Raw genomic sequence first — 13,297 nt, 5'->3', positions numbered from 1 at the left:
CCGTTCATGGCGATCAAACGAGTTGCGGTCATCGGAGCATCCGGTTATGGGGGCTTGCAAAGCCTGAGGCTGTTGCAGGGCCATCCTGATTTTGTCGTCGGCTTTCTTGGCGGAGAACGCAGTGCTGGCAAGCGTTGGAGCGAGCTTTGCCCGTTTTTGCCCTTGCCGGATGATCCCCTGGTGGAGACGCCTGAGCCCGCAAGAATTGCCGAACGTGCTGATGTGGCCTTGCTCAGCCTTCCCAATGGACTGGCAAGTGGCCTAGTCCCTGAGCTTCTGGAACGAGGCGTTCGGGTCGTGGATCTGTCCGCCGATTACCGCTACCGCTCGCTCGACCAGTGGTCGGAGGTCTACGCCCAGGAAGCTCGCTCTTGTAAGCGGACGGATAGCGACCTCTGTTCTGAGGCGGTGTACGGGTTGCCTGAGTGGAATGCCCCTGCCATTGCTTCAGCTCGATTGGTCGCAGCACCGGGCTGCTTTCCCACCACGAGCCTGCTTCCACTCCTGCCCTTCCTCAAACAAGGATTGATCGAACAGGACGGGGTGATCATTGATGCGAAAACAGGCACATCGGGTGGAGGACGCGCGGCAAAGGAACATCTGCTCCTGGCAGAAGCCTCTGAATCGATCTGTCCTTACGGCGTCGTCGGCCATCGCCACACCTCAGAAATTGAACAGATGGCCAGTGAGATTGCCGGATGTGCGATCCAGCTGCAGTTCACACCTCATCTCGTGCCGATGGTGCGAGGACTGCTCTCAACCGTCTATGCCCGATTACGCGATCCCGGACTGACGGCCGAAGACTGCACCACAGTTCTGGACAGTTTTTATCGCCATCACGCCTGTGTCACGGTGTTGCCAGTGGGAACGTACCCAGCAACGAAGTGGGCAAAACACACCAACTGTGCCTTTTTATCCGTGCAAGTAGACAACCGAACGGGACGACTTGTCCTGATGAGCGCTGTTGACAACTTGATGAAAGGACAAGCTGCGCAAGCGATTCAATGTCTCAACCTCATGGCAGGACTGCCTGAAGCGACAGGATTACCACTAACTCCCTTTTATCCCTGAGCTCTGGCGCCACTTCACTCCTGCAAGAGCGATCGCCCAGGGCAAAATGCGATGCTCCTGGGCTTGAATTCGCTTGGCCAAGGACTCCGGACTGTCGTCTGGAAGAACTGGAACGGCCGCCTGAGCGATCACGGGGCCCGTATCGACATCTGCCTGAACCAGATGGGCCGTGCAACCACTGATCCGCACCGACGCTTGAAGCGCCTGCCCAACCGCATCGAGGCCTTTAAAGCTGGGGAGAAGGGATGGGTGGATATTGAGCAATCTGTTGGGGAAGGCTTCAATCAGCACTGGCGTCACAATCCTCATCCATCCAGCCATCACAATCAATTCCACGTCTGCCTCAAGAAATGCCTTCACAAGGGCGTGATCAAGCCGTTCTCTTGTCTCAAACTGTCGGTGATCCCATAACTGGCATGGAATGTTGAGCCGTTGGGCTCTCTGTTCAGCGCCACAGCCTTGATTGTTGACCACTAAGAGGCGAATGTCGGCATGCAGAGCGTTGGCTGCGATCGACGCTTGAATCGCCTCAAAATTGCTGCCGTTACCCGATGCCATCACTCCGAGTCGGAGAGCTGGCTGAAACGTTGGCCATTCCTGAATCGAAGGGGAGTTCAACGCAAGACCTGAATCGAGTGAATCAGCCACACAGTGGCTAAGGTTCAAAGGCGCGGGCATCATGTGCTCATGTCCCATCTGACCATCCTGCCAACCGTCATCAAAGACCTCGAGCTTCTTGAGGAAACTCTGTTAGCGGAGCACTACCTCGTTCAGCGTCCCGGCTTGATCAAAGCGTTTGGACAAGACATCTATCCGGCTGAATTGGTCGCAACAGACAGCAGCGGCCTGCAAATGGGCTGGAGGTGGGAAGCCGATGGATCGTTGGCTTTGATGTTGGATCTTGGTCAAACCAAAGATTCCGTAGGACATAAAACCCATCTCAACACCATTTTGCGGGCCTACGCCCTGAGATCGGCCCTGCGCTCCGCAGAGGGAGTCGGCTTCGTTCCTTCCATAGAAACGACAGACCCAATCGGAGCAGAGCGAGCCATGGGCTGATGGGTGGTGTCAGGATTTCAATCGATCTCTGCGAGCCTGCCCGTCAGCAACTCAAGGTGAAACTCGAGTGGAAACCTCGGGGACGACATCAAACCTGGCTGATGCCGATATGGACTCCAGGGTCCTACACCGTTCGCGACCACGCACAGCATCTCCACAGTCTTCAGTTTCAACAATCAGGCCGTGCGGTTAGCACCAAGCGGGTGGCCCCTTCGCGCTGGACGGCAGAGCTCGAGACCCTTGACCCCGTTTGCTTGACCTACACGCTGGAAGCGCGTCAGCTCACGGTTCGCACCAATCACCTCGATCCAGATTTTGCATCCCTGTGCCTTCCTGCAGTGGTGATGCTGATTGATGGAGAGCGCTGGAATCCTCATCATCTCCAGCTGTCGTTGCCCAGCGGTTGGTTCGGCCATGTCCCCCTGGCAAAGGTTGACGATGGCTACGACGCAAACGATTTCGACCAGCTCGTCGATGCACCCGTGCACGCCGGCCCCTTTCATTCACGCCCATTCGAAGTCTGTGGGCATCCGCATGAATTGCTCACGATTGGAGAGCCACCGATGGGTTGGCCTTCGACCTTTAAAGCGGATATTGAGGCCGTCTGTGAAGCCGCCTGCACGTTGATGGGAACCCCACCACCGGCTGGGGATCGCTACCAATTAGTCATTCAGCTACTCGATCAAGGCTACGGAGGACTAGAGCACGATCATTCCTCAGTGTTGCAATTTTCCTGGGAAGCGTTAACCAAAAAGGATGGCTATCGACAACTCCTGCAACTCATTGGCCATGAATACTTTCACCAATGGAATGTTCGCAGACTTCGCCCAGGCGCCTATGTTCCCTATCGATACGACAAAGCTGAAATCAGCGATGGTCTTTGGTTTGCTGAAGGGATTACCAGTTATTTTGATCTCACACTGTCACTTTTAGCGGCTAAATCAGATCGACAGACCTTTCTCGATGATTTAGGAAAAGATATTTCTCATGTGCTCCTGAATCCGGGATGCAAGATTCAATCTTTGGCTGATAGTTCAAGAGAAGCATGGCTGAGGCTTTATAAGCAAACACCTGCAAACTCTCTGTCCCAAATTAGTTATTACCGCCTCGGAACTGTTCTCTCATTTTGCCTTGATGTTCAGCTAAGGCAATCGGGATCGGCTCTTGCCTACGTTCTTCGAGATCTGTGGCAGCGCTTCGGACGTCATGGCAAAGGCTATGAGCCAACAGACCTACTGGAGGCTGTAGAAGCCCATAACAAATCACTAGCCAAAGTTTTACCAACCTGGCTTGAAAAGACGATGGCCGTTCCAATTAACGACTGCCTGAACGCCCTGGGACTCCAGGCCGTTGCGATTCACTCGAAACATGCCGACGTCGGCATGCAACTTTCCAAACAAAAAGGTCGACTATTGATCAACAAAGTGAATCCCGATGGTCCTGCCGAACAAGCAGGGCTGGTGCCAGGCGACGAACTGATCGGAGCGCATGATTGGCGTTTAAGGGGGCTTGAGCATTGGCAAGCATTGCTTCAAGGTCCAGAACAGATCCCCGTTCTGTATGCACGTCGCGGACGTCTTAGCTCCACAATTCTGAAGAAAAAGGATCCAATCGTGGAGCGCTGGGAGATCAGCTGGGACTCTGGTGCTTCGTCATCACAAAAAGAATTGCGTGATCGATGGTTTGCAATCGTGTGACTGGAATCTGGAAGCGACTGCAGTCTCACCTCCAGCATCGTGGTGCGACTCTGATTGTTTGTAGCGGCACGCTGGTTCTTGGGATGGGTGCTCTGGCTTGGTTGAGCAATGATCAAAGTGGTGCCTTGAAAGCCAGCAGTCCGTCCCTTCTCGATCTTCTTGACGAAGTCGGCAGCGAGGCGAAACGAGAGCGAAAAAAATCTGAGCAAACAAGACAACCTCAACCTCCCAGGGCGATCTCCTGGTCTTCACCCTTAGCGAAACAATGTTCAGGTTTTGACTCCAAGGTCACAAACCGTCTACAAGCACAACAGCGCACACTCCAACAACGGCGGGTGTCCGTAGCAACAGATCCCACGAATTTCGGAGAACGTTTCAGGGTGAATCCGTGGGGAGTCGCTCTCAATCCAGATCCCCGCGTCGTTGTCCTCCATGAAACGGTGTACTCGCTGCAATCGGCTGTGAATACCTTTATGACCCCCCATCCCAGAGATGCAGATCAAGTGAGTTATCACACAGTGATTGGTCTTGATGGAAAAATTGTTGATCTCGTTGATCCACTCAAACGCGCCTATGGAGCGGGATATTCCGCATTTCTGGGCGAATGGGCCGTCACCAATGCAAAAATCAGAGGATCAGTGAATAACTTTGCGCTTCACCTAAGCTTAGAAACACCTCAAGATGGCAGAAATAGCCGGTCTAGCCATAGCGGATACTCCTCAGCTCAATATGACTCTCTAGCCCTTGTCCTGAAGGACTGGATCGATCGTTTTGGCTTTACTCCAGCAGCCATTACGACCCATCGCCATGTTGATCTTGGTGGTGAACGCGGCGATCCAAGGAGTTTTGATTGGCAGGAACTTCAAACTCGCCTAGCCGCATTGAAAGCTCTTTGCCCCTAGCACCGCAGAAAAAATGCAGAAGGAATGGAGCTTCATCGCCAAACGCAACACGCGATAAAAAGTAGCTGTAAATACAATTCCTAAATCAAAGGCTGAGTCGCCGGCCGCTGCTCCGAAAAGATCAGGCCGTGCAACTCAGGATCTTGCATGTAGCGCAACACACGCCTGGGATAATCAAGTTTTCCGTTATGGAGGTAGGCCAACGTGGCAATCGCCTTGGCATCAACATAGGAACGACTCGCAATTAAAACTTGATCAGGAGAAAGGCCTAGTTCTTTTTTCAGACGAGCTATTTTTGCTGCAAGCAATTCCACATTGGCTTCGGAATTCATTAATAAATTTCTAGCTTCAGCAATTTCTGCCTTGGATGGTTGCAAGGGAAGCCTACCTTGATGGATCAACTCACTGATTCCTAGTTGAGCAGGGCCGTGCGTTGACACAAAACCGGAATGCACAACGAAAGGCAGATCCTCTCCTGGCTTGGAATGCTGAATTTCATCAAACAAGATCGCCGTGACCAGCATCGGATTCACGCGATGGTGGCGGGATTCCCTCTTAATGACTGGCTTCAGTGCTTGAAGCCGGTTCACCGTTTGGGTGCGCAGAGGCTGGAATTGGTCCATGCCCCGCGTGAACAACTGAGCAAGCCGCGTCTGGGGGCCATGCACGCCAAAACGACGCTGCAACAGCAACAACTCTTCCGGGCTGAAGACAGTGGGATCTTCCTGCACGAACGGCGCCTGGATCTCAGCATCAACCAATGGCAGGCGCGCCGTGCTGCGAAGGTGAGCAATGGACAAACAGATGAAGCCCAGAACTCCCGCTATGGCAACAACCTGTCGTCCCAAAAGACTCACCAAACACCGTCAACAATTCTGACGAGAGAATAACCGCGATATTCCAATTCGTGGGCATCTCGGACAATCACGGATAGGTTCAGGGATGAAGGTTCTCCGCCAGAGATGAGCTTCCCGGATTTCAGCGCCATCGATAGCCAGACCCAATGGCAACGCTTTTGCGATTTGCTTTGGTATCACGACGATCTCGGCCTTTGGCTCGATGTCAGTCGGATGCATCTCAACAGTTCTGCTCTCGAGACGCTCACCCCCCGTCTGGAACAAGCCTTCAAGGCGATGGAGGAGTTGGAGGGAGGTGCGATTGCCAACGCCGATGAACAACGTCAGGTTGGCCACTATTGGTTACGTCAGCCGCAACTAGCGCCGGAACAACAGCTTGGCGAGAGCATCTCCGCTGAAATCGATGCCATCGATCAATTCGGCAAGTCGATCATTGCGGGATCCATTCAGGCCCCCAACGGCCAGCCTTTTACGGATGTCCTTTGGATCGGGATTGGCGGCAGTGCCCTCGGTCCTTTGCTCATGGTTCGTGCTCTTCAAGACCATGGCGTAGGCCTGCCGTTCCACTTTTTCGACAACGTGGATCCCAATGGCATGAGCAGGGTTCTGGCAGCGCTCGGTGAACGTCTCCGTACAACGCTGGTGATCACCGTCAGCAAGTCGGGGGGAACACCCGAACCCCACCTCGGTATGGAGCAGGCCAGACACCGTCTGGAAGCTCATGGTGGCAGTTGGCCAGGGCAAGCGGTTGTGGTCACCATGGCGGGCAGCAAGCTCGATCAGCAGGCGGAAAAAGAGAACTGGCTCAAGCGATTTGACATGTTCGACTGGATTGGTGGTCGCACAAGCATCACGAGTGCTGTTGGGTTACTTCCAGGCGCTCTGATCGGCTGCGACATCCGTGGTTTCTTGGCGGGTGCCGCCCAGATGGATGAAGCCACTCGCTGTCCAGACGTCCGCCGCAATCCAGCAGCTTTGATGGCAGCGGCCTGGTATGCCGCGGGCGAAGGCAAGGGCAAACGCGACATGGTCGTGCTCCCCTACCGAGATCGCTTAGAGGTTTTCAGCCGTTACCTGCAACAGCTGGTCATGGAATCGCTCGGCAAACGCCTTGATCGCGATGGCAAGGAAGTGCATCAGGGCATTGCCGTGTATGGAAATAAGGGTTCCACCGACCAGCATGCTTATGTGCAGCAACTACGGGATGGCATCGATAATTTTTTCGTGACCTTCATCGAAGTCCTGCGTGATGTGGATGACATCCCTTCGATCGAGGGGGAGCGTCCTGGAGATTTTCTCGATGGGTTCTTGCAAGGAACGCGTTCAGCACTCACGGAAGGAGGGCGGCAAAGCTTGAGCATCAGCATGCGGCGCTTTGACGCGCGCCGACTCGGAGCGCTGATCGCCTTGTTTGAGCGGGCCGTTGGTTTTTACGGAGAATTGGTGAATGTGAACGCATATCACCAGCCAGGAGTCGAAGCGGGCAAAAAAGCCGCAGCCGCCATTCTCAATTTGCAAAAGCAAGTGGAAGAGGTTCTCTCTGATGGAGTGTCGAGATCTGCCGTCGATATCCAAAAGGCGATTGGATCCGGCAGCGAAGAAGCCATTTTCTGGATCCTGCGTCATCTCACAGGAAACGATCGTGGATATGTGGCACAGGGAAGCTGGGACAGTCCTGCTTCCCTGCGCTTCAGCAAAGGCTGATCGCTGATCGGTTAAGCGCTTGGCACCAAATTAACCAGCTTTCCTGGCACCACAATCACGCGCCTTGGCGGCTTGCCTTCCAGCCAGCGTTGGGCAACATCGCTGGCAAGAGCCAGGCGCTCGAGTTCATCCTTGCTGCAATCAACGGCTACGGACATCGAGCCCCGTACCTTTCCTTTGACCTGGATCACCACTTCAATGGAATCCATGATCAAGGCCTCCGGGTCATGATCGGGCCAAGGCTGAAGGTGAACGCTGTCTTCACCGCCGAGTCGTTGCCAAAACTCCTCGGCCAGATGAGGTGCAAATGGCGCCAACAAACGAACGAGCGCTGACATTGCTTCTTGCCGCACTCCAGTAGAGGCTTGAGCCAAGCCAGAAGAGAGGGCATTGCTCAACTTCATCAGCTCCGAAATCGCTGTATTGAACTGAAAGTCCCCGCTGAGATCCTCGCCAACAGCCTTGATGGCCTGGTGCACAGCCCGACGCATGTCACTGTCTGATTCACCTGTTGCCGAGGAGGCTGCGTCGTGGTTGACCTCCGCATCCACAAGCCGCCAAAGACGCTGTAAGAAGCGAAATTGACCCTCGACATCAGCGTCATCCCATTCCAAATCCTTTTCAGGGGGCGCTTTGAAGAGAATGAACATCCGAGCCGTATCGGCGCCATAGCGATCGATCACAGCAGCAGGGTCCACCCCGTTGTGTTTCGACTTGGACATTTTTTCAAACAAGACCTCTAACGGTCCACCGTCATCCGGATCAAGGGGATTGGATTCGTCCTTCACAGCCGCCGGGGAGACATAGCGCCCTGTTCTTGGATTGCGGTAGGTGGTGCCCTGCACCATGCCTTGGGTTAGCAAGCGTTCGAAGGGTTCCTTTGTTTTTAATAAATCGCGATCATTGAGTGCCTTCGTAAAAAAGCGCGCATACAATAAATGAAGAATGGCATGCTCAATCCCCCCCACATACTGTTGAACGGGCAACCAGCGATTAACCGCGCTTGCATCAAATGGGAGGTCTTGATTATGCGGATCTGCAAAGCGCAAGTAATACCAGGACGAACACATGAATGTGTCCATAGTGTCGGTTTCACGCCGAGCTGGTTGTCCACATTTAGGACAGCTCACATTGACCCAATCGTCTACGCGAGCGAGAGGAGATCCTCCCGCGCCATTGAGATCAATTCCAGTTGGTAATTCCACAGGAAGCTGATCACGAGGGACCGGAACAGCACCACAATCATCACAGTGAATAATCGGAATGGGGCATCCCCAATACCTTTGGCGGGAAATCAACCAATCGCGAAGCCTGTATTGACGTTTCGCTCGCGCCCAACCGTTCTCAGATCCATGATTGGTGATCGCAGTTTTAGCCTCATCATTCGTTAAACCACTAAACCCAGCGCTATGAATCAGAGTGCCTGGACCTGTCCAAGCTTCACCGTCATTGACATGCTCATTCGTTCCTGAGACTTCAATCACCCGTTGAACGGGCAATTCATGTTGGCGAGCGAATGAAAAATCACGAACGTCATGGGCCGGTACACCCATCACAGCGCCCGTTCCGTAATCAGCCAGCACGTAATCGGCAATCCAAATAGGAATTGATTCACCATTAGCTGGATTAATGGCAACCGCACCGGTAGGAACACCGCGTTTTGGTTGATCATCAGACGTCCGCTCCTCCTGACTTAATTCGGCCATGAGATCCCGAAATGCCGTCACCGAGATGCGTTCATCGCTTGTGGTGAGTTGATCAACGAGAGCATGCTCAGGAGCCAAAACGAGATAGCTCACCCCAAACAGCGTGTCTGGTCGCGTTGTGAAAACGGTGATGGACGTCCCTGGATGGCCCTCCACTTGAAAATCGATCTCGGCCCCAATCGAACGGCCAATCCAATTGGCCTGCATGGTGCGGACGCGCTCAGGCCAACCCTGCAGTTGATCTAGATCATCAAGAAGGGCATCGGCGTACTCGGTGATGCGTAAAAACCATTGGCGCAAGTCACGCTTTTCCACCAGCGCACCGGACCGCCAGGAGCGACCATCCGCATCCACTTGCTCATTCGCGAGCACCGTTTGATCCACCGGATCCCAGTTGACAGTGGCATCCTTTTGATAGGCAAGTCCGCCCGCATGCAGTTCCAGGAACAGCCATTGCGTCCAGCGGTAGTAGTCGCTGTGGCAGGTTGCCAGCTCTCGATTCCAGTCAATCGACAAGCCCAGGCGTCCTAACTGGCCTCGCATCTGGGCGATGTTGCTGTCCGTCCAAACGCCGGGTTCGATCTGGCGTTCGATCGCTGCATTTTCAGCTGGTAAGCCAAAGGCATCCCACCCCATCGGATGAAGCACCGCATCCCCTCGCATGCGTTGCACCCGGGCAATCACATCCGTAATCACGTAATTACGGACATGTCCCATGTGAAGCGTTCCCGAGGGATAGGGAAACATCGACAACGCATAAAAAGCTCTCTGGCCAGGCTTCGGGTCCTGCGTTTCATAGAGACGCTTCTCCTTCCAAAGGGCTTGCCATCGCTCTTCGAGCGCAAGGGGTTGATACCGATCAGTAGCCGCAGAGGCTGTGCTGGCGGATGGGGACGAGGAAGCCGTCACGACAGGGGAACATTTGGACAGATCGTGACACAAATGCTGTTCCTTAAAGGCCCCGGGGCAGCGGACGGATCAGGAGCATCGCGGCACGACTGATCAAAACGGGATCATCAGAATCCGACGGCTGCAGGGCCAAACAATGTTGGTCTTGCCAGATCAGCACTCCAATCAGCCGACGTCCATCGCTGAGTTCAAGGCTGAGAATTTTTTGTTCACGAATCCATGTCTGCAGCAAGCGAATGCTGGGCAAGCTCGGATCGAAGGAACTTGGCTCCATAGGATCAGAGAGGGATCGGACATTTCATGCTGCAGTTCAGCAAGTATCAAGGTTTAGGCAATGACTTCGTGCTGTTGGAAGGCCGTGCTGGGCAACTTCCTCTCAACATCACCGAGCCAGATCCCCATTGGGTGCGCCAACTGTGTGATCGCCGATTTGGAATCGGAGGCGATGGCTTGATTTTGGCCCTGCCCCCACAGCATGGCGAAGAACTGCGGATGCGCATTTTCAATGCGGATGGAAGCGAGGCCGAGATGTGCGGCAACGGCATTCGCTGTCTAGCCCGTTTTCTTGCTGATAGCGATGGGGATCAGCCAGGACGGACGTGGAGAACCGAAACGATGGCCGGCGTCATCGTCCCCGAACTCTGTGAGGACGGACAGATCCGGGTCGATATGGGGCAACCATTTCTAGATCCCGGCGCCATTCCAACAACCCTCACAACAGGACCGTCTGGACTTCCGCAAGGGGAGATCGATCTCCAGGGCAGCAGCCTTCAACTCGCCGCTGTGGGAATGGGCAATCCCCACGTGGTCGTGCCCGTGCAAGACCTGCAAACCATCCCGTTCGACGCATGGGGATCGGCGCTGGAGGTCCATCCTTTGTTTCCAGCCAAAACCAATGTTCACTTCCTGGAAGTGATCGATCAGCACACCCTTGAGATCCGTGTGTGGGAGCGCGGAGCAGGTCCCACCCTTGCTTGTGGCACCGGAGCCTGCGCCACGCTCGTTGCCGCCACGCTGCTCGGCCTATCGAATTCAAAGGCCACGGTGAAACTTCCAGGGGGGCCACTTGAAATCAGCTGGCCTGATCCCCAAGGCTCCGTGTTTATGACTGGCCCCGCCGTCGCCGTGTTTGATGGTGTTCTGAATCCTGAATTGCTCCCACAGCCAGGCCAGGGTTCTCAACAGCAGCCAATCCCAGGGAAAGCCGTTGGACAACCAACACCATCGTCCAGGGATGCCTCCCCAGCATCAGCGCCCGTCTCGACCAGCTTGGACTGCGCGAATGATTGCAAAGACTCCTGCCAGCAACCGGACCACTGCCTCCGGGAGGAGGCGCAGGCGCGCGTTCAACAATTTTTGTCGTCCACCTCTCTCGACGCGATGATCAACCTCGCTGGAGATTCCCTCGAGGAACGAACCCTGTCCCGATTGAATCGCGATGACAGGCCCTGAAGGCCCCTACTTTTACCTGGATGGGTGTGCCACAGCTCCCCTGAGAGAGAGCGTGATCGCTTGCATGGGCAAGGTGCAACAGGAAAGCTGGGGCAATCCCTCGAGCCTGCATCGCATCGGCTGTGATGCGGCTGAGTCGCTGGAACGGGCGCGCCTTTCCATTGGAGAGAGCCTGGGGGCGGACCGGTCAGACATCCTGTTCAGCTCCGGGGCCACCGAGTCCGCCCATCTCGCCCTGCTTGGACTGGCCAAAACCGAATCACCAGGACGATTGGTGATCTCTGCTGTGGAACACCCGGCCGTTGCAGCTGCAGCGCAGCAATTGGCTGAGAGCGGATGGACGGTGGAGCGATGGCCGGTCGATGCCGATGGACAGATCGAGATGAAACATCTCGAGCGATTGCTCGAACCTCCAACCAAAATCGTGTCCTTGATCTGGGGTCAGAGTGAAGTGGGAACGCTTCAACCGATCCAGGCCGTGGGTGAAGCTTGTCGTTCGAAACACATTCCCTTTCATACCGATGCCACCCAAGTTCTGAGCCAGGGTTGCCCGAACTGGAACGAGCTTCCAGTTGATCTGTTAACGGCCTCAGCACACAAATGCGGAGGTCCGAGGGGGATCGGTTTATTGCTCTTAAGACCGGAGATCGCAGAACGGATCCAGCCCCTGTTGGCTGGAGGTCACCAAGAGAATGGGCTACGCGCTGGGACCGAATGCCCCGTCCTCGCTCAGGGCATGGCAGCAGCATTCCGTGAGATCGCTCCTTGTCAGGCCAATCAAGTCAAAACCTCGGGATCCGGGATCGCTCCAGTGCGCGATGCCTTGCTTGCCTTGCTTCGCCAGAACGATGCCATCCGTGTCAGTGGTCATCCCACGGATCGGCTGCCGCACCATCTCTCCGTGCTGGTCTCCGATCGCCACGGCCAGCCCATGTCGGGTCGTGCCTTGGTACGAGCCCTAGATCGCGAAGGAATCGCAGCGAGTAGTGGGAGTGCCTGTTCCTCCGGTCGCGAGAGTGACAGTCCCGTCCTGGAAGCGATGGGCGTGGATCCCCGATGGCGACGGTCGGGGCTTCGGCTCAGTCTTGGCTATTGGATTGACCCGGCAACATTGCCTGAAATCAACGATCGCATTCAAAACGCCATCGCGCGTATGAACCAACAAAGCGTCTGACGTCTAGGTACTCTCCGCCCACACCATCCATCGAGTTGAGTTTGTCCGTCACCCTTCCTGCCGATCTTGTCGAGGCCGAGGCGATGACCCTCGCTTCCCTCAAGCAAGCTCTGAGCGATCGTCAGCAACGTCGCTGGACCGTGACCTGGCGCTTCGAAGGACTCAGGCTCCTCAATCCAGCGTTGCGGCTAGCGCAGGCCTTGCAGGCTGAAGGACATGACGTGGTGTTGGGCTGGCCAGATGCGGGATCAGCAGCCCTAGCGCAACGGGATAGCCCAGAGCTCGCGTCGCACTGCCTTGCCCTCAAGGATCTGATGCTCTCCAGCGACCCCGAGCTCAAGGGCCGATTGCTCTTGGCCATTGGACCGCAGCCAAGTGATTACGACTTGGTTGAACAGATCTGCAACGGCTGGGAGGGAACAGTCGTTCTTCTCAACGGAAAACTTGAGGACGCCGGTGTGGGCATTGGCAGTGTTGCCAGGGGTAGACGCAAAGGGTTTCTCTCCATTTGGCGGTCTGCCTTCCACTTAGAGCCGCTCGCGGAAGGGGCACTCCTGCAAACCGAACAGGAGATGTGGCATCTGTTTAAAGCGGATCCTGATGGCTATCGGTTCCTAGCCACCATGCCCTCAAAACCAGACGCCGAGGCGATTGCCATGGCGCTAAACGGCGAGGATGTCAGTCTTGGACGTCAATTGGGAGCGGTCGACCGCTTCATCGAAGATCTGCGTAGTTGATGTTCCCAAAAATCGCTTTTACTGTGGCC

Annotated in this window: 12 protein-coding genes; 8 read left to right on the top strand and 4 right to left on the bottom strand. The window is 55.2% G+C overall.

Features of this window, described 5'->3' with window-relative positions; translation table 11 throughout:
* The first annotated feature begins 6 nt into the window (after positions 1 to 6).
* Positions 7 to 1,071 (top strand): N-acetyl-gamma-glutamyl-phosphate reductase, encoded by a 1,065-nt coding sequence (gene argC, locus SYN8016DRAFT_RS02185; RefSeq protein ID WP_006852595.1) that lies wholly within the window; start codon positions 7 to 9, stop codon positions 1,069 to 1,071.
* Here argC and purN read toward each other — a convergent pair.
* Positions 1,051 to 1,749: a phosphoribosylglycinamide formyltransferase gene (gene purN, locus SYN8016DRAFT_RS02180; RefSeq protein ID WP_006852594.1), complete on the bottom strand. Its 699-nt coding sequence runs from the start codon at positions 1,747 to 1,749 to the stop codon at positions 1,051 to 1,053. The genes argC and purN overlap by 21 nt on opposite strands.
* A 9-nt stretch (positions 1,750 to 1,758) precedes the next feature.
* Between purN and SYN8016DRAFT_RS02175 the strand changes: the two genes are divergently transcribed.
* Genes SYN8016DRAFT_RS02175 through SYN8016DRAFT_RS02165 form a run of 3 tightly spaced genes read left to right on the top strand, consistent with a single transcriptional unit; the run spans position 1,759 to position 4,729 of the window.
* Entirely contained in the window at positions 1,759 to 2,130 is a 372-nt protein-coding gene (locus SYN8016DRAFT_RS02175) for a DUF1257 domain-containing protein (protein ID WP_006852593.1), read from the top strand.
* Complete coding sequence (locus SYN8016DRAFT_RS02170; RefSeq protein ID WP_006852592.1) at positions 2,130 to 3,827, top strand: M61 family metallopeptidase; 1,698 nt, start codon at positions 2,130 to 2,132, stop codon at positions 3,825 to 3,827. The genes SYN8016DRAFT_RS02175 and SYN8016DRAFT_RS02170 overlap by 1 nt, the downstream gene beginning before the upstream one ends.
* Entirely contained in the window at positions 3,809 to 4,729 is a 921-nt protein-coding gene (locus tag SYN8016DRAFT_RS02165; protein ID WP_006852591.1) for an N-acetylmuramoyl-L-alanine amidase, read from the top strand. Before SYN8016DRAFT_RS02170 ends, SYN8016DRAFT_RS02165 begins: the two co-directional genes overlap by 19 nt.
* A gap of 80 nt (positions 4,730 to 4,809) precedes the next feature.
* Here the strand turns inward: SYN8016DRAFT_RS02165 and SYN8016DRAFT_RS02160 are convergent, their stop codons facing one another.
* Complete coding sequence (locus tag SYN8016DRAFT_RS02160) at positions 4,810 to 5,496, bottom strand: helicase DnaB (RefSeq protein ID WP_253909807.1); 687 nt, start codon at positions 5,494 to 5,496, stop codon at positions 4,810 to 4,812.
* Between the two features lie 195 nt (positions 5,497 to 5,691).
* Between SYN8016DRAFT_RS02160 and SYN8016DRAFT_RS02155 the strand changes: the two genes are divergently transcribed.
* Entirely contained in the window at positions 5,692 to 7,290 is a 1,599-nt protein-coding gene (locus SYN8016DRAFT_RS02155) for a glucose-6-phosphate isomerase (RefSeq protein ID WP_006852589.1), read from the top strand.
* An 11-nt stretch (positions 7,291 to 7,301) separates the two neighbouring features.
* On the opposite strand, the gene leuS is transcribed toward SYN8016DRAFT_RS02155, so the two are convergent.
* Both leuS and SYN8016DRAFT_RS02145 read right to left on the bottom strand, forming a co-directional pair.
* On the bottom strand, positions 7,302 to 9,905 hold the full coding sequence (leuS, locus tag SYN8016DRAFT_RS02150; RefSeq protein WP_006852588.1) for a leucine--tRNA ligase: 2,604 nt from the start codon (positions 9,903 to 9,905) through the stop codon (positions 7,302 to 7,304).
* 43 nt (positions 9,906 to 9,948) lie between these two features.
* The gene (locus SYN8016DRAFT_RS02145) at positions 9,949 to 10,179 is read right to left on the bottom strand and encodes a hypothetical protein (protein WP_006852587.1); all 231 of its coding nucleotides are present in this window, start codon (positions 10,177 to 10,179) and stop codon (positions 9,949 to 9,951) included.
* A gap of 26 nt (positions 10,180 to 10,205) precedes the next feature.
* On the opposite strand from SYN8016DRAFT_RS02145, the gene dapF reads away from it, so the two are divergent.
* From dapF to SYN8016DRAFT_RS02130, 3 genes are read left to right on the top strand one after another with little or no spacing between them, the layout of a single operon-like run.
* Positions 10,206 to 11,357 (top strand): diaminopimelate epimerase, encoded by a 1,152-nt coding sequence (dapF, locus tag SYN8016DRAFT_RS02140; RefSeq protein ID WP_006852586.1) that lies wholly within the window; start codon positions 10,206 to 10,208, stop codon positions 11,355 to 11,357.
* Positions 11,344 to 12,531 (top strand): cysteine desulfurase family protein, encoded by a 1,188-nt coding sequence (locus SYN8016DRAFT_RS02135; RefSeq protein WP_006852585.1) that lies wholly within the window; start codon positions 11,344 to 11,346, stop codon positions 12,529 to 12,531. Before dapF ends, SYN8016DRAFT_RS02135 begins: the two co-directional genes overlap by 14 nt.
* 35 nt (positions 12,532 to 12,566) lie before the next feature.
* A complete protein-coding gene (locus tag SYN8016DRAFT_RS02130) occupies positions 12,567 to 13,268 on the top strand; it encodes a DUF1995 family protein (RefSeq protein WP_173362164.1) in 702 nt (233 codons plus the stop codon).
* The last annotated feature ends 29 nt before the right edge of the window (positions 13,269 to 13,297 follow it).

Origin of the sequence: Synechococcus sp. WH 8016 (assembly GCF_000230675.1) — a bacterium.
Classification (GTDB): Bacteria; Cyanobacteriota; Cyanobacteriia; order PCC-6307; family Cyanobiaceae; genus Synechococcus_C.
Note: the sequence above shows the minus strand (reverse complement) of the source record. Positions and strands in the feature narration are given on the sequence as shown.